This is a genomic window from Tianweitania sp. (assembly GCF_032053605.1).
GTDB lineage: Bacteria > Pseudomonadota > Alphaproteobacteria > Rhizobiales > Rhizobiaceae > Tianweitania.
The window spans coordinates 91058-107435 of record NZ_DAMBUH010000001.1; the positions used below are offsets into that span (position 1 = coordinate 91058).

General features: G+C 61.4%; 15 protein-coding genes, 1 tRNA gene and 1 pseudogene. 13 read left to right on the forward strand and 4 right to left on the reverse strand.

Features of this window, described 5'->3' with window-relative positions:
- Positions 1-122: 122 nt before the first annotated feature.
- From rplM to argC, 4 genes are all read left to right on the forward strand, one after another.
- Complete coding sequence (gene rplM, locus RTX98_RS00450) at positions 123-587, forward strand: 50S ribosomal protein L13 (protein ID WP_312793838.1); 465 nt, start codon at positions 123-125, stop codon at positions 585-587.
- Positions 587-1072, forward strand: coding sequence for a 30S ribosomal protein S9 (rpsI, locus tag RTX98_RS00455; protein WP_189501524.1), 486 nt, complete (start codon positions 587-589; stop codon positions 1070-1072). Before rplM ends, rpsI begins: the two co-directional genes overlap by 1 nt.
- A 119-nt stretch (positions 1073-1191) precedes the next feature.
- The gene (gene speB, locus RTX98_RS00460; RefSeq protein ID WP_312793840.1) at positions 1192-2142 is read left to right on the forward strand and encodes an agmatinase; all 951 of its coding nucleotides are present in this window, start codon (positions 1192-1194) and stop codon (positions 2140-2142) included.
- 91 nt (positions 2143-2233) lie between these two features.
- Positions 2234-3172 (forward strand): N-acetyl-gamma-glutamyl-phosphate reductase, encoded by a 939-nt coding sequence (gene argC, locus RTX98_RS00465; protein WP_312793904.1) that lies wholly within the window; start codon positions 2234-2236, stop codon positions 3170-3172.
- A 3-nt stretch (positions 3173-3175) separates the two neighbouring features.
- Here argC and RTX98_RS00470 read toward each other — a convergent pair whose 3' ends face one another.
- The gene (locus tag RTX98_RS00470; protein ID WP_312793841.1) at positions 3176-4282 is read right to left on the reverse strand and encodes a COX15/CtaA family protein; all 1107 of its coding nucleotides are present in this window, start codon (positions 4280-4282) and stop codon (positions 3176-3178) included.
- Between the two features lie 128 nt (positions 4283-4410).
- Here RTX98_RS00470 and RTX98_RS00475 point away from each other — a divergent pair, with 128 nt between their 5' ends.
- Positions 4411-4623 carry a DUF2842 domain-containing protein gene (locus RTX98_RS00475; protein ID WP_189501520.1) on the forward strand — a complete coding sequence of 71 codons (213 nt, stop codon included), beginning with the start codon at positions 4411-4413 and terminating at the stop codon, positions 4621-4623.
- Positions 4624-4727: 104 nt separating this feature from the next.
- On the opposite strand, the gene RTX98_RS00480 is transcribed toward RTX98_RS00475, so the two are convergent.
- Positions 4728-5786 carry a polysaccharide deacetylase family protein gene (locus RTX98_RS00480; RefSeq protein ID WP_312793845.1) on the reverse strand — a complete coding sequence of 353 codons (1059 nt, stop codon included), beginning with the start codon at positions 5784-5786 and terminating at the stop codon, positions 4728-4730.
- A gap of 69 nt (positions 5787-5855) precedes the next feature.
- On the opposite strand from RTX98_RS00480, the gene RTX98_RS00485 reads away from it, so the two are divergent.
- The gene (locus tag RTX98_RS00485; RefSeq protein ID WP_312793846.1) at positions 5856-7094 is read left to right on the forward strand and encodes a GNAT family N-acetyltransferase; all 1239 of its coding nucleotides are present in this window, start codon (positions 5856-5858) and stop codon (positions 7092-7094) included.
- Here RTX98_RS00485 and RTX98_RS00490 read toward each other — a convergent pair.
- The gene (locus RTX98_RS00490) at positions 7091-9181 is read right to left on the reverse strand and encodes an exopolysaccharide transport family protein (RefSeq protein WP_312793847.1); all 2091 of its coding nucleotides are present in this window, start codon (positions 9179-9181) and stop codon (positions 7091-7093) included. The genes RTX98_RS00485 and RTX98_RS00490 overlap by 4 nt on opposite strands.
- Positions 9182-9372: 191 nt before the next feature.
- Between RTX98_RS00490 and RTX98_RS00495 the strand changes: the two genes are divergently transcribed.
- The 7 genes from RTX98_RS00495 (at position 9373) to RTX98_RS00525 (ending at position 16154) form a co-directional block, all read left to right on the forward strand.
- The gene (locus RTX98_RS00495; RefSeq protein ID WP_189501516.1) at positions 9373-9933 is read left to right on the forward strand and encodes a polysaccharide biosynthesis/export family protein; all 561 of its coding nucleotides are present in this window, start codon (positions 9373-9375) and stop codon (positions 9931-9933) included.
- A gap of 20 nt (positions 9934-9953) precedes the next feature.
- Positions 9954-11090 (forward strand): glycosyltransferase, encoded by a 1137-nt coding sequence (locus tag RTX98_RS00500; RefSeq protein WP_312793848.1) that lies wholly within the window; start codon positions 9954-9956, stop codon positions 11088-11090.
- A gap of 109 nt (positions 11091-11199) precedes the next feature.
- Positions 11200-12738 carry an undecaprenyl-phosphate glucose phosphotransferase gene (locus RTX98_RS00505; protein WP_312793850.1) on the forward strand — a complete coding sequence of 513 codons (1539 nt, stop codon included), beginning with the start codon at positions 11200-11202 and terminating at the stop codon, positions 12736-12738.
- Positions 12734-13987, forward strand: a complete 1254-nt coding sequence (locus RTX98_RS00510; RefSeq protein WP_312793905.1) for an O-antigen ligase family protein — start codon at positions 12734-12736, stop codon at positions 13985-13987. Before RTX98_RS00505 ends, RTX98_RS00510 begins: the two co-directional genes overlap by 5 nt.
- Before the next feature lie 133 nt (positions 13988-14120).
- Entirely contained in the window at positions 14121-15419 is a 1299-nt protein-coding gene (locus RTX98_RS00515) for a PQQ-dependent sugar dehydrogenase (protein WP_312793852.1), read from the forward strand.
- Positions 15420-15792: 373 nt separating this feature from the next.
- Positions 15793-15869, forward strand: a tRNA-Pro gene (locus RTX98_RS00520).
- 69 nt (positions 15870-15938) lie between these two features.
- Positions 15939-16154, forward strand: a complete 216-nt coding sequence (locus RTX98_RS00525) for a hypothetical protein (protein ID WP_312793854.1) — start codon at positions 15939-15941, stop codon at positions 16152-16154.
- Positions 16155-16163: 9 nt separating this feature from the next.
- Here RTX98_RS00525 and RTX98_RS00530 read toward each other — a convergent pair.
- Positions 16164-16378: pseudogene (locus tag RTX98_RS00530) on the reverse strand (MerR family transcriptional regulator); the annotation flags it as partial.

Below are 16378 nucleotides of genomic sequence, written 5' to 3' on the forward strand. Positions count from 1 at the left end.
AGAGACATTCCATCAGCGGCTCTCGTTCGGGGGCCGTTGTTTTTATGTTCACCGCGGATCCGTCTCCGATGAACGCAAGCAACAAGAAACGCCTTCCGCATGGAAGGTCCTAAGGAAAAACCATGGCAACCTTTTCGCAGAAGCCTGCGGAGGTGGTAAAGAAGTGGGTCCTGATCGACGCCGAAGGGCTCGTCGTCGGCCGCCTCGCCACCCTCGTCGCAAACCGCCTGCGCGGCAAGCACAAAGCCACGTTCACCCCGCATGTGGACGATGGCGACAACGTCATCATCATCAATGCCGACAAGGTCGTGTTCACCGGCAAGAAGTACACCGACAAGGTTTACTACTGGCACACCGGTCACCCCGGCGGCATCAAGGAGCGCACTGCGCGCCAGCTGCTCGAAGGCCGCTTCCCGGAGCGCGTTGTCGAGAAGGCTATTGAACGCATGATCCCGCGAGGGCCGCTTGGCCGTCGCCAGATGAAGAACCTGCGCGTTTATGCCGGCACCGAGCACGGCCATGAGGCACAGCAGCCGGAGACGCTGGACGTCGGCGCTCTGAACTCCAAGAACAAGAGGGCCGCATAATGGCTGATCTCAACTCCCTCGCAGACCTCGGCGCTGCAACGGGCGTGCAGTCGGGCGAGCAGGCTGCTGCCCCGGTTCACGTTCAGAAGCTGGACAAGCATGGCCGCGCCTATGCAACCGGCAAGCGCAAGAACGCGATCGCTCGCGTTTGGATCAAGCCAGGTTCGGGCAAGATCATCGTCAACGACAAGGAATTCGTTGGCTACTTCGCACGTCCGGTTCTGCAGATGATCCTGCAGCAGCCGATCGTCGCCGCTGCTCGCAACGGCCAGTACGACGTGATCGCAACCGTTGCCGGTGGTGGTCTGTCGGGCCAGGCTGGCGCCGTTCGTCACGGCATTTCGAAGGCTCTCACCTACTTCGAGCCGGAACTGCGCAGCGTCCTCAAGAAGGGCGGCTTCCTGACGCGCGACAGCCGCGTCGTCGAGCGCAAGAAGTACGGTAAGGCCAAGGCCCGTCGTTCGTTCCAGTTCTCGAAGCGCTAAACCGCTTCCATATTGGATCATCGAAAAAGCGGGCCTTCGGGTCCGCTTTTTTGTTGCCTCGTCACGCAAAGGTGCCAACTAGGAAACCGTTGCCGCTAGAAGGCCAGAAGGATTCTCGGATGCCGCCCAAGTCAATCGACAACGCTTTCACCGCCCGCAACAATTTCGGTCCGTCCGGCGACCCGACCTATGCCGGCGCGCTGTCCTTCATGCGCCGCCGCTACACGAAGGACGTGGCAGGTGCCGACGTCGTAGTCTGGGGCATTCCGTTCGATGCTGCCGTCACCAACCGTCCGGGCGCACGCTTCGGCCCGCAGGCAATCCGCCGCGCGTCCGCGATCTTCGACAACGATCCGCAATACCCCTTCCAACGCCAGTTCTTCGATGACCTCAGCGTCGTCGACTATGGCGACTGCCTGTTCGACAACGGCTACCATGCCGAAACGCCAGGGATCATCGAGAACGAAGCGGCGGAGCTGATTTCCGGCGGCGCCTTCCTTCTTTCACTCGGCGGTGACCACTTCGTGACATGGCCGATCCTAAAGGCGCATGCCGCCAAATACGGGCCGCTGTCACTGGTTCAGTTCGACGCGCATCAGGACACCTGGCCGGATGACGGCAAGCGCATCGATCACGGCTCCTTCGTGTGCCGCGCCGTGCGCGACGGCGTGATCGATCCGGCGACCTCGATCCAGGTCGGCATCCGCACGCATGCGCCCGAAGATTTCGGCATCGAGATCATCTATGGCGAGGAAATCGAGGACATGCGCGTGTCCGAGATCGTCGAGCGCATCGAGCGCCGCACCGCCGGCCGCAAGACCTACCTCACCTTCGACATCGACTGCCTCGATCCCGCTTATGCCCCCGGCACGGGAACGCCTGTGGCTGGCGGCCCCTCCTCGGCCCGCATCCTATCGGTGCTGCGCCGTCTCGGCTCGCTCGACATCGTAGGCGCCGATGTGGTGGAAGTGTCGCCACCCTACGACCACGCCGACATCACGGCGATCGCGGCCTCTACGGTCGCGCAGCATTATGTCGGCCTCGCTGCCGAGCGGAAGGCGCGCCGCTGATCTTCGCATCTTGATTCAACTGGCTCGCGAGTTGAGTCTTCAAGTGCGCGCAAAGCATTAATAAGCCTCAAGGCAGACGGGAATGACGGATATGAAACCGAAGATCTTCATCGATGGCGAACACGGCACGACCGGCCTGCAGATCCGCACGCGCCTGGCCGACCGTGATGATCTCGAAATCCTGTCCATCCCGGTTGAACGCCGCAAGGACCCGGAAGCCCGCGCCGAGTTTCTGAAGGCTTCGGACATCGCCATCCTCTGCCTGCCGGATGCCGCATCGAAGGAAGCGGTGGCGCTGCTGGGCGACGAAAGTTCGACGCGTGTCATCGACACCTCGACAGCTTTCCGCACCGCGCCGGATTGGGCCTACGGCTTTGCGGAACTGACGAAGGGCCAAGCCGAGAAAATCGGTAGTGCGCGACTGGTTGCGAATCCCGGCTGTTATCCAACGGGCGCAATCGGCTTGGTCCGCCCGCTGGTGGAAGGCGGCATCCTGCCTGCCGACTATCCCATGTCGGTCAACGCCGTGTCCGGTTACACCGGCGGCGGCAAGCAGATGATTGCGCAGATGGAGAACCCCGATGCGGCGGATGCGATCACCGCGCCTCACTTCCTTTACGGCCTGACGCTGTCGCACAAGCATGTTGCGGAACTGCAAACCCACGGCTTGCTCGACCGCAGGCCGCTTTTCTCGCCGAGCGTCGGCCGTTTCGCGCAGGGTATGCTCGTGCAAGTGCCGCTGTTCCTCGGCGATTTGAACGGCAGCCCGAGCTTGGCCGATCTGCATGCCGCACTGGAAAAGCATTATGCCGGCGCGGGTGTGGTCGAGGTCGTGCCCTACGCCGAAGGGATTGCGCGGACCCGTGTTGATCCGACCGAGCTCAACGACACCAACCGCATGAAGCTCTTCGTGTTCGGCACGGAAGGCGGCGGTCAGGCCAATCTGGTGGCAGTGCTCGACAATCTCGGCAAGGGCGCCTCGGGTGCAGCCGTGCAGAACATGGACCTCATGCTCGGCAAGGCCGCCTGAGCTTCAGTGCCGAACCGCACCCGCGGTCGGCAACGGCATCGCGCCCTTCGTGCCGCGCCAATGCGCGGCCGTGAAGCCCAACACGAGAATGGCACCGGCATGGTGCAGGATCGCCCAAGAGAATGGCACCACCAGCAGAAGCGCCGTGATGCCGAGCGCTGCCTGACCGAGCAGCAGGATCACCAGCAGCGTTGCGCGTCGTGCATGCGTCGAGTCCGGCGCAAGACGGGCTGTCTGGAAGGCATGGATCAGCGCCAGAACCAGCACCGTGTAAGCGCCCAGGCGATGCACGAACTGCACCGTCTTCGGGTTCTCGAACAGATTGACGATGCCCGGATCCATCACGAAGAGCCCGCCCGGAATGACGCTGCCATCCATCAAAGGCCAGGTGTTGTAGGTCAGCCCGGCATGCAAGCCGGCTACCAGCGCGCCAAGATAAACCTGCGCCAGAACAGCCACCACCATCCAGCCAGCAAAGCGCTGGACCTTACGATCTGCGGCCGGTGCGGTATGCGGCGCCAGGCTGCGGGCAGTGACCACCGTCGCCACGAAGATGATGCAGGCGAGCGTGAGATGGGTTGCGAGGCGATATTGGCTGACGCTGGTGAGTTCAGACAGGCCAGACGCCACCATCCACCAGCCCACAGCGCCCTGTAGTCCGCCGAGTGCAAGAATGCCGAGCAGCTTCGGCTTCAAGCTCCGTTCAAGTCGGCCAGTCGCCCAGAAGAAGATCAGCGGCAGCGCCATGACCACGCCAACGCTTCGCGCCAGCAGGCGATGGGCCCATTCCCACCAGAAGATGCCCTTGAACTCGTCGAGGCTCATGCCTCGATTGAGCTCCTGATATTGGGGAATTTCCCGATATTTTGCGAACTCTTCTTCCCATTCTGCAAGGGAAAACGGGGGAATTACGCCGTGAATCGGCTTCCATTCGGTGATTGAGAGCCCAGAACCGGTCAGTCTCGTCCCGCCACCGACGACGAAGATGGCAATAAGGAACACGATGACGAGGTAAAGCCAGGTGCGAACGAGCCGTCGGTTATGCAAGATACGATCCTGCTCGCTGGCTGGCGTAAGGTCGAGGCTGAGGGGGCTGGCGGCGGTGCTCATGGGCGATGTGGTGCGCCATTCGGCACGGCCAAGCAAGCCTCCTCATCCAGCGACACGCCGTCGCGCTGGACAGCACCGGTTGCGTTCAGCGGATGCGGGTTCTAGACGGGCTGACGAGGAGATCACCGATGCCCGTTCGCCTGAAGAAACTGATCGGCACCGTGCTGCTGATCATCCTGGTTTGCGTTTACGCGCTGGCCGCGACCTTGTTTGCCGTCGGGCATCTCGGTGAATCCAGCCCCTGGGTTCACCTCGCCTACTTCTTCTTCACGGGCCTGCTGTGGATCCTGCCGGCGATGGGCATCATCAAATGGATGGTGACCGAGCCGAAGCGGCGCTAGAGCATTTCCGGCGAAGAAGAATCGCCAGCAATGCTCTATCTCATTGTTTAGACGCAATTTCCGGGCGCAAAACCGCGTCGCACTTTTGCTGGAATTGCTCTAGCTCACATCGTCACGACGCGGCGTCCGCGATTGGCCATGGCGACGGTGAGGCCGGATAGCATCGTGCGCACGTGGCTGATCGATTGATAGCGGCCGTTGAGCGAAAGACGCGGCAGGGCGTGCAGATATCCGGCATGTTCGGCATGGATCAGACCGTGACGGGTGGTGACGGCCGACACAAAGCCAACCTCCTCCGCCAGCCGCGCTTCCCGCTCCCCCACCGCCTTGGCAAAACCGTAAGGGTAAGCCATGTGGCGCGGGCGCACGCCGAGTTCGCGCTCCAGCATACAGGCGGCTTCGGCGATCTCGGCTCGAGCGGTGGCTTCATCGAGACGGCGCAGAGCATAATGATTGACCGTGTGGGCCCCGATGGTGCCCAGCGGATGCGCTTCGATGCTGCGGATCTCGTCCCAGCACATCAACAGGGATCGGGAACGCTCGAGCAGGTCGAAATAGGGCAAGCGTCCCAAGGACGAGACGACGCCATGCTGTTCGCTCTCGCTGACGCCGCCTGACAGGTGCCCCATCAAACGATGGAAAGTTTTCGCTTTTTCCGGCCGCGTACGTGCGCCCCAGGTCACCGCGCCGCCCTCGGTGGCCAACAGCACCTTGTCCTTGACCGTCACCACATCCTCGATCACCTCCCACCAGAGATCGACATCGCCGCCGATCAACCCGGGCGCGATGTAGATTGTAAAAGGCGTCTGGTGTTTTTCGAAGATCGGCAGCGCTTCAGTGAGGTTGTCGCGGTAGCCGTCATCCAGGGTGATCGTCGCGAAGGGCGCGCCGCCATCCGGCTGTTTCACCAGCCGTACCGCCTCGTCCATGGACACGAAGCGATAGCCCTGCCGTCGCATGTCGGTGAGGACTGCATCGAGGAAGTCGGGCCGCACGGCGAGATGCCCGTTAAGATCGAGCGGCTTGGCCGGTGCCGCGGTGACGCGATGCAGCATCAAGATGACGCCAATGCCACCGAGGAACGGGCGCGCCAAGGCCGCGAGGCCGGTCACCCGCATCGTGGCCAGTGTCAGTTTGCGCAGCGTTTCGACGCCGTCGATCATCCCTTTACCTTTGCGTGCCACTTTGCCCGGCAACTTCTTGCCCGTTCTTTAGAGAACAAGAATTGAAGCATGGTTGACGCAGTCGTTTCGAAACAACCTACTTTGAACCAGCGCGCGATAGTCTCGGGCAACGTGGTTCCCCTTACGCACGTGGAAGCGGTTACTGACGAGGCGTTGCGACGCTACCGCGAGTTTACAAGCCAAACGACTTGCGGCGCCGCGCAGCATCCTGACTGGGTGGATGCCTGGACCCGTACGCGCTCAAGCGAGATCCTTTTCCTCAGCCTGGAGCTTGCGGGCCGCACCGTGCTTATGATGCCGCTGGAGGTGGTTCGGCAAAAGGGCTGCCGCGTGGCGCGGGCAATCGGCGGCAATCACGCCAATGGCAATTTTCCGCCGATCCTGCCGGATCATGCGCATGCGTTGAACACAGACGCTGTTGCGGCGATGCTGAAGGGCTTGCATCGTGCACGTCCCGACATCGACCTTGTGTTGATCGAGCGGCAGACCGCATCGATCAACGGCGTTACCAATCCATTCGCGAGCATAACAAACGTGCCAAGCGCTAATATCGGCCTGGCGCTTGATCTCAGCTGCGGCTTTGAAGCCGTGCTCGACCGCATCGGCCGCAAGCGCCGCCTCAAGAAGCATCGCTCGCAAACGCGCAAGCTGGAAGCCGCGGGTGGTTTCAGACGGATCGAAGCAAAGATGCCGGATGAGGTCGAGCGTCTCGTCGCAGCGTTCCTGAACCAAAAGGCGGACCGTTTTCAGCGGCTCGGCATCCGCAATGTCTTTGCGGATATGCAGCCGTTCCTGACTGCGCTGTTCAACCAGGCGCAAACCTCGCCAGCGCCAGCCTTTCTGTTGCACGGACTGGAAGTCGGCGGAACGATCCGCGCGGTCACCGGCTCATCCGTGGTGGGTGATCGCCTGATCTGCGAGTTCGGCAGCATCGTAGAAGACGAACTGGTTCACGCCAGCCCCGGCGACTTCCTGTTTTTTCTCAACATTGAAGATGCCGTGCGGCAGGGCTTTGAGACCTACGATTTCAGCGTCGGCGATGAAGGCTACAAGCGCGCCTGGTGCGATATCGAAATGCAGCAGTTCGACACGATCGCGCCGCTGAGCTTGAAAGGCCGGGTCTATGCGCTGGCCCTACAAGGCGTGATCGGTGCCAAGCGTCGGATCAAGGCTAATGACCGGCTTTGGGCGCTACTGAAGCGCCTGAGGCGTGGTACAGCATCTGCGCGATCGGACGCCACTTCGTCCGACGCCTCCTCTACCGACGGTGGCGACGGCAGCGATTAAGCTGCCGAGCGCTGTACCCCGTTCCGGCCCGCTGTGGCGCCGACTGGCGACACCAGCAGCATGTCGTCGTGGCCAGCTTGGGCGAAGGCTTCGGTGCTGGCAACGACGGCTTCGTCGGCCGGGTCGATCAGCGCCAGCGCGATCTGCGTGTCTTCACCAAGCAGACGCGCAATGCCTTCCGGGTCGGTCGGACCGCATTCCACGACCACCAGATCATAGGCGCTGGCGAGCGAGCGCATGATGATCGGGAGGCGGTCGGCTGCGCGCATGGCGGTTTCAGGATCGGCCGTGCCGACCGGAATGACATGGCAATCCGAATAGAAGTCGGCATGGATGACGTCAGTAAACTGCGCTTCGGCTGCCAGGAGGTTGGTAATGCCGGGACGCTGCTGGCCATCCAGCATGGGGTGTGACGCAACGCCTGCTGATGTCAGGTCGAGCAGCAGAACGCGCTGGCCGGAATCTGCGATTTCACGAGCGACCATGACGGATGCGGCGGCGGCTTCGTCCCCTTCCGGCGACACGAAGATCGCACGCTTGGCATTGTCAGCGATCAGCCGCGCGGCGGCCCGCTCGACGGTAAGTGTGCCGGTCCGCTCCTCAACGAGTTCCGGCTCTTCGACGGGCGAGGCAACCCGCATGGCAGCGGGCATGGCGAGTTCATCAACATCATAGAAGCCCTGCCCTGCACGGCGCATGGCGCGGCCGCTGAACAGTTCTTGCAACAGGGTGATGATCGCCATGATCAGCAAGGAGGCGAGAAAGGCCGCGATCGTGATCGGCAGGATCTTCGGGAAATACGGCTCAACCGGCGCCACGGCACGCGAGAAGATGCGCGCATCGGCCGGCAGGTAGTTGCCTTCGCCGCGCGACATCGCTTCGCGATAGCGCGACAGGTAGGACTCCAGCAATTCACGCTGCGCAGCCGCTTCGCGCTCCAGCGAGCGGAGTTCGACCCCCTGATCATCGGCACGCGCCGAAACCTGCTTCAAGGCATCGAGATCGCGCTGCAGGCTGGCTTCCCGCGCAGCCGCCGTTTTCGCTTCCGTTTCCAACCCGGAAAGAACCTTGCGGGCTTCCGAGCGGATCTGACCTTCAAGATCGTTGAGCTGCGAGTTCAAAGCGCGCAGACGCGGGTGGTTGCCGAGCAGCGTGACAGACAGATCGGCGATCTGTGCCTTCAACTCGACTTCCCGCTCCCGCAAACGCTGGATCAGCGGCGAGGACAGAACCTCCGGTGCGGAGTCTAACGAAGCCCCTGCCCGGATGGTCGAGCGCAGGCTTTCGGCATTGGCTTCAGCCGCCGAGCGGTTGGCGCGCACGCGCGACAATTCACTAGAGAGCTCCGACAGTTGCTGCGTAGCGAGCACCGAATTGTTCTGGCCGATCAGCAGGTCCGACTGAGAACGGTATGCGGCGACCTTGCCTTCGGCTTCCTTCACGCGATCCGAAAGGTTGGCAATCTCTGGCTGCAGCCACTGCGTGGCATCCGTGTTGGACTGCTGCTTGGCGACCTGCTGCACGCCGAGATAGGCTTCGGCGATCTTGTTGGGGATTGCGGCAGCGAGTGCCGGGTCTTCCGAGGAGAACTCGATCACTATGACGCGTGAACGCTCGACATTGTAGACCTTGAGCTTCTCGCGGAAGGTCGACAGCACGCGCTCGTCTGCCGGCACATCCTTGGGGTCGCGCATCAGGCCGGTGGAAACCAGCATGCGCTTCGGCAGGGACATATCGATGGAAGGGTCGAATTCCTTGCGGCTGCCAAGGTTCAGATCCGTGGCGACCTTTTTGAGGATGTCGGTAGAGGAAATCACCTGCACCTGGCTGGCGACGCCTTCCGCATCGAGGATCGGACGGTCTGCATCGGCCGGAGCATTGCCGCGCGTCAGCGGGGATTCTCGCGTTTCAATCAGGATACGAGTTTCGGCGCGATAAAGCGGAGTGGCCAGCCAGGCGAGTAAGAAAGCGAGCCCTGTGATGCACAAGGCGACGAGGAGGATGCGCAGCCAGTTTCGAGCCAGGCTGGAGAACAGCCGGCCGAGATCCACATCGATGTCGTTCGCTTGGTTCGAGACCACCGGCATTCGCCTACACTCCACCACGATGGTGAGAATCTAAACAAGTATGGTAACCGGCTGGTTAATATTGGCGTTACGCCTGCCTGTATGACTTAGGCCAACCAGACTTAAAGCCCGCCGGTTCCAACCTTTACCCGGCATTAACCCTAACAAGGCAATAACGCGGCATCTTAGACCTTCCGAGGCACACGCCCGCCATGATCACAAAAGCACTTGCCTCCGTTCTTGCGCTTTCGCTGTTGACGGCCGGTTGCTCGGGATATCGTCCGGCGCCTGCCGCTTTCCACCAGGCGATCGACAAGCCCTATGTTCTCGATGCCGGCGACAGTGTTCGCGTCACGGTGTTCGAGCAGGAAGGCCTGACAAACACCTATGCGGTGGATCAATCCGGCTACATCTCCTTCCCGCTGGTCGGCGCAGTCGCTGCGCGTGGGAAGACGGTCCAGCAGATCGAGCGCGACCTCGCGGTGAAGCTGCGCAACGGCTATCTGCGCGACCCGGACATCTCCGTGCAGATTGAGCGTTACAGACCGATCTTCGTGATGGGCGAAGTGGGTGCGGCTGGGCAGTACTCCTATGTTCCCGGCTTGACCGTGCAAAAGGCCGTGGCGCTAGCCGGCGGATTTTCGCCTCGCGCCAATCAGGCCGATGTCGACATCACCCGCAGCATCAATGGCAAGGTCATGACCGGTCGCGTCGTCACCTCCGACCCGCTTCTACCGGGCGATACGGTTTACGTGCGCGAACGCCTGTTCTGATCCCGGCTGTCCTGAGCACCGTGGGTCAACCCTTACGCATTCTGCACTGCTTCCGTTCGCCGGTGGGCGGCATCTTCCGGCATGTGCGCGATCTCACGCATGCGCAGGTCGCGGCCGGGCATCAGGTCGGCATTCTCTGCGATTCCACCACGGGCGGCGCCCATGAAGCCCGCTTGTTCGACGAGATCGAACCGCAGCTTGCACTGGGTATCCACCGTACGCCGATCCAGCGCCATATCGGAGCCGGCGACATCGCTGCCGCATGGCGCACCTACAAGATCATCAAGCAATTGCAGCCGGACGTTCTGCACGGACATGGCGCCAAGGGTGGCGTTTATGCCCGCATGTTCGGCTCACTTCTGCGGGTTTCAAGGTCTCGCGTGGCCCGCCTTTATTCACCGCATGGCGGAAGCCTGCATTACGACGAGCATAGCGCCTTTGGCCGGACAGTGTTCGCGATCGAGCGGCTGTTGGAGCGGTTTACGACCGACCAGCTGCTGTTCGTGTCGGAACATGAAATGCGAACATTCGTGGCCAAGGTCGGCCAGCCGAAGGTGCCGTACCGGCTCGTTTACAACGGTCTGCGGGCGGAAGAATTTGAACCCGTGCTGCCTAACGGCGATGCGGCTGACTTCCTTTACATCGGCATGATGCGCGACCTGAAAGGTCCCGACATCTTTATCGACGCGCTGGCGAAAGCAGCGGCCATTCTGCAGCATCCGCTGACGGCCGTGATGGTAGGAGATGGCGACGACCTGCCGAAGTACAAGGCGCAGGCAGCCTCGCTGCATCTGGCCGAGCAGATCACCTTCCACCCCGCCATGCCGGCGCGACGCGCCTTTGCCTTGGGCAAAACGATCGTCGTGCCGTCGCGCGCCGAGGCGATGCCCTATATCGTGCTGGAAGCGCTTGCGGCTGGAATGCCGATGATCGCGGCCTCCGTTGGAGGCATCCCGGAGATCGTGGGACAAACCTCCGGCGCTCTGATCGTGCCGGGCTCATCAGACGCGCTCGCCACCCGCATGGTGGAAGCGATCCGCGAACCACAGGCTTTACGCAATGCCCTCCCCTCGCGTGACACCCTGCGGAGCCGGTTTGGTGTCGATGTGATGGCGCGAGAAATCGAACAGGCTTACTTTGCAGCGCTGGCGCGCTGAGATCGCAACAAAGTCACTGACGGCTGCAAGTCTTTATTAGCCGCTCTTTGCTCATATATGCCCTTGAGGAACAAAGCCCTTAGGCAGGGTTTTGGCGGGGCCAGCTTTGATGACCGAGAACGATCCGGCGCTTCGCTATACGCTTGAGGCTGTGCGCAGCTTCCGCGACGGCGAAATTGCGACCGCGCCGCGTCGAGAGTTGAACGATATGGCGCGCCAGATCGCGCAGCAATATCGTGGCGACGGCCTGTCCTCGAACATGGTCAGTGGCCTGCTGCGCATCGCCGAGTTCCTGCTGCTCTGCGCGGTCGGCCTCGGTATCCGCGCCGTTTACGTCGGCAAGGGTCCTTGGCTAGCCTGGGAATATCCGGCGGTGATCGTGAGCGGCTCGCTGCTTGCGGTGGCCTTCCTCAACATCGCCGAAGCCTACCAGTTTCGCATTCTCAGCCGGCCGCTGCAGAACATCGCCCGCTTAGGGCTTGCCTGGATTGCAGCACTCGGCGCGCTGGCAACCATGGGCTTCCTGCTGAAATGGTCGGAGGACTTTTCGCGCGTCTGGTTCGGCTCGTGGTTCCTTGGCGGCTTCACTGCGATCCTCCTGGTGCGCATCATCGTTTCGCATTTCGTGAAGCGCTGGGTACGCAACGGCGTGATCGAGCGGCGGGCCGTGATCGTGGGCGGAGGGCCTGCGGCGGAGATGCTGATCCGCTCCATTGAGGCGCAGCCCTACAACGACATCCGCATCTGCGGCATCTTCGACGATCGCGATGACCGCCGGTCACCAGCGATCGTGGCCGGCTATCCCAAGCTCGGCAACATCAATGAATTGCTGGAATTCGCGCGCATCGCCCATATCGACATGCTGATCGTGTCGCTGCCGCTGACGGCGGAATCGCGCGTGCTGACGCTGCTGAAGAAGCTTTGGATCCTGCCGGTCGACATCCGCCTGTCGGCGCACACGCACAACCTGCATTTCCGGCCGCGCTCCTACTCCTTCATCGGCCAAGTGCCGATGCTGGATATTTTCGACAAGCCGATCAACGACTGGGACTCGGTTGCGAAGCGCATCTTCGACATCGTATTCAGCCTGTTCGGGATCCTCCTGTTTTCGCCGATCATGATCGCCACGGCCATTGCCATCAAGCTCGACAGCAAGGGTCCGATCCTGTTCCGGCAGAAGCGGCACGGCTTCAACAATGAGGAGATCGAGGTCCTCAAGTTCCGCTCGATGTTCAGCGAGCAATGCGATCCGACGGCCAAGCAGGCGGTGACCAAGAACGATCCGCGCGTGACGCGTGTTGGCCGCTTCATCCGCAAGACCTCGATCGACGAGCTGCCGCAGTTCTTCAATGCGCTGTTCGGCAGCCTGTCGCTGGTGGGCCCCCGCCCCCATGCGATATCCGCGCAATCGCATGACACGCTGTTTTATGAAGTGGTCGACGGATATTTCGCGCGCCATCGCGTGAAACCCGGTGTCACCGGCTGGGCGCAGATCAGCGGTTGGCGCGGTGAGATCGATTCCTCCGACAAGATCCGCATGCGCACCGAATATGATCTGGACTACATCGAGAACTGGTCGATCTGGTTCGACTTGAAGATCCTGTTCCTGACCCCGATCCGGCTGCTGCGCTCGGAGAACGCCTATTAGCGCCGTCGTTCATCCGGCCCTGCCGAGGGAGGCGATCAACGCCAAGCTGATTGCCTTGATCAGCACGGCGGCGGTCAGTCTCGGCGTGCTTCTGTCCGGCTTCGTGATCGAAGAGCCGGCGCCTTACGAGCTTTACATGGCAGGGCTGATCGGCGTGTGGGCCTTGTTCGGCCTGCGCATCTCGCGCGCCATCCTGCCGCTGGTGATCCTGCTAATCACCTTCAACATCGGCGGCATGATTTCGATGACGCAGATGGCGGATCTCAAGGAAACGCCGCTGTATCTTGCGGTCTCCATGTTCCTCGCTTTCACGGCAATCTTCTACGCGTCAGTGACGGAATCGCAGCCGGACCTTTTCCGCCCGATGGCTTTGGCCTGGGTGCTGGCAGCTGTCGCCACGTCCTTCCTCGGAATTGCCGGCTACTTCCACCTGCTGCCCGGCGCTGAGATGTTCACGAAATACGACCGTGCCGCCGGCGCCTTCCAGGATCCGAACGTGTTCGGCCCTTTTCTAGTGTTTCCCGGCATCTACATGCTGCATCGCATCCTAACAGGCGGCTTGAAGACCGTCGCCGTGTGGAGCGGGCCGCTGCTGATCCTGGTCACCGGCATCTTCCTGTCTTTTTCGCGTGGCGCCTGGGGCCTGTTTGGTGCGGCCGCGATATTGCTGGTTGCAGCCCTTTTTCTGCAAAGCTCCAGCGGACGGTTTCGGCTTCGCGTAGCCGTCATGAGCCTGGGCGCCGTGGTATTCGTCAGCCTCGCCATCCTGATCGCGCTGCAACTGCCGGGCGTAGCCGAACTCTTTTCGACACGCGCACAGCTGGTGCAGGATTATGACGGCGCGCGTCTCGGCCGCTTCGCCCGTTATGGCTATGGTTTCGCCATGGCTCTGGAACATCCCCTCGGCATCGGACCGCTCGTTTTCGGCACCATCTTCGGCGAGGATACGCACAACATCTGGCTCAAAGCCCTGATGGATTACGGCTGGATCGGCTTCCTGTCCTATCTCACGCTAATCCTGTGGACCTTTGCCGCCGGCTTTCGCATCCTGTTCCGCAACCGCCCATGGCAGCCTTATCTGCTTTGCGCCTATGCGACGCTGCTCGGGCATGTGGCACTCGGCAGCGTGATCGACACCGATCACTGGCGGCATTTCTATCTGCTGCTCGGCATGGTGTGGGGCTGCATCGCGCTTGAAGCACGGCATGCGCACAAAGCACGCTTGCAGCGTTTTCAGATATCCCGGTGATGACGCGTTGTTGAGAAGCCGTGTCGCAACCGGCTGATAGGGTTCGCATTGGATCGTGAAGGCGGACGGCTTCGCATCTCCGCCCGATCTCGGCATTGGCCGACACATCATAAACGCGACACAAGGACAATCCATGAGCCGCTTCCTTATTCTTCTCACCAGCACCGCTTTGTCCCTCAGCCTTGCAGGCGGGGCCGCGTATGCCCAATCAACCGGGGACACATCCCCAGTCGAGCAGGTGGAGGGCCAGGTTCCCGCGAGCGGCGATGAGGGCACGCCGGCCAATAAGCCTGTTGAAACCCAAAGCCCCAACGCACCCAACCAGAAACCCGCCTTCCAGAACCAAACGCGCGCGCCGCAGCCTTCCACCCTGACGAAAGTCTCGGTCACGCCTGTGGCGGAAGGCCTGCCGCAGCTTTGGGCCATGGAGTTCCTGCCGAACGGGCGCATGCTGGTGACCACCAAGGAAGGCGCAATGCATGTCTTGTCCGCAGACGGCAAGCCGGGCAAAGCTTTGGATGGTTTGCCAAAAGTGGACTCGCGCGGCCAGGGTGGCCTCCTTGATGTTGCGCTTGCAACGGACTTCGAGACTTCGAACCGCATCTACTTCAGCTTCAGCGAGCCACGCGATGACGGCAACGGCACGTCGGTCGCCTCGGCCACCCTATCGCTCGATGAGAGTAACGGCGGGAAGCTGGATGAGGTGAAGGTCATCTTCCGCCAAACGCCATCATGGGAAAACAACAAGCACTTCGGCTCGCGCATCGTGCCGACCGCAGATGGCCACCTCTATGTCACGGTCGGAGAGCGGTCGGATCAAGAACCGCGTGTGCAGGCCCAGGATCTCAGCAGTGGGCTTGGCAAGGTCTTCCGCATCAAGACGGATGGTACGGCCGCCGAAGGTAACCCGCTTGCCGAGCAACAGAATGCCCTGCCGGCGATCTGGTCCTACGGTCACCGCAACATGCAGGCAGCCGCCTTGGACAATCAGGGCCGTTTGTGGACGGTCGAGCACGGGCCCAAAGGCGGCGATGAGCTCAACCGCCCGGAAGGCGGCAAGAACTATGGCTGGCCTGTGATCACCTACGGTGTCGAATATAGCGGCCAGCCGATCGGCGACGGCATTACCGCTCAGGACGGCATGGAGCAGCCGGTTTATTACTGGGATCCCGTGATCGGCCCATCCGGCATGGTCTTCTATGAAGGCGATCAGTTCTCCAACTGGAAGAACACCTTTCTGATCGGCGGCCTGGTTTCCACCGGCATCGTGGTTCTGCATCTCGACAGTGATCGAGTCGCTTCGGAAGAACGCATCCCGCTCGAAGCCCGCGTGCGCGACGTGAAGGTGGGCGACGATGGCGCCATTTACGCCGTGACCGAAAACCCGACGGCCGGCACGTCGAGCATCCTGAAGGTCACGCCGGACGCCTGATCTGGTCCAGGACGACGGAGAAGCGGGCTGCATTGCAGCCCGCTTCTTCTCAATTCACATCGGATTTACTAGCGGTCGTGCCAAGAACGCCACACGAAATAGGTTGCACCGACTTTCCACACAGGCACCAGCCTCGCCCGCTCATCGCTGCGAAGGTGCCAATAACGCTTCACCTTCAGTGTCCCGCCGGGCAGCCAAATGCGCAAGGGAAGCATGAGCAGGATCTCCTCGCTCGTCCATTCTGCATCCTTGTATAAGAATATTAGAACTATGTGAAAAAATGTCGGTAGCCATATTATGGCTGCCTCGAACGTTACAATCTGGTTTTCTCCCTTGCGTAGAAATCCGACGCTCTATAAGGCTTTCCTCGGTTCGGAGCGTAGCGCAGCCCGGTAGCGCACTTGACTGGGGGTCAAGGGGTCGCAGGTTCGAATCCTGTCGCTCCGACCAATTCCATCCGGGAACAATCAAGCTGCATATGCGTCATCATCGATATTCAATCGATGAGCGACCGAGATCATGACAGCACCTTCCGAAGCGACCACGTTGACGATCACGCTGACGCCGGAGCTTTCGGCAGCCCTTAATCGCTACATCGCAGAAACGAGCCACGAGCAAAGCCAGTCGCTGGCTATTACCCACGCGTTGCGGGAATGGGCGGCTTCCAAAGGCTATCTCAATGGATCAGACGAAGGGCTGCGGCCCGACCAGTTGAATGCCGCGAACGACGACTGACACAGTCTGTCAGCGCACCTGATCAAGCAAACGTTTGCATTCCAGTAGATCGAACAGCGCTTCCTGCAGAAGCGCTCGGTTGTCACGAGACAAGCGTCCCTGATCAGCCGACACCGGGCCGTCTTCTTCCGGCTTGCCCATGCCAAAAAACCGCCGGCTGGGCTTCACCTTCGGCTCTCCGAGCAGCATCTCATCTTCCGGCCCACGGTGAACCGGCTGCGGCG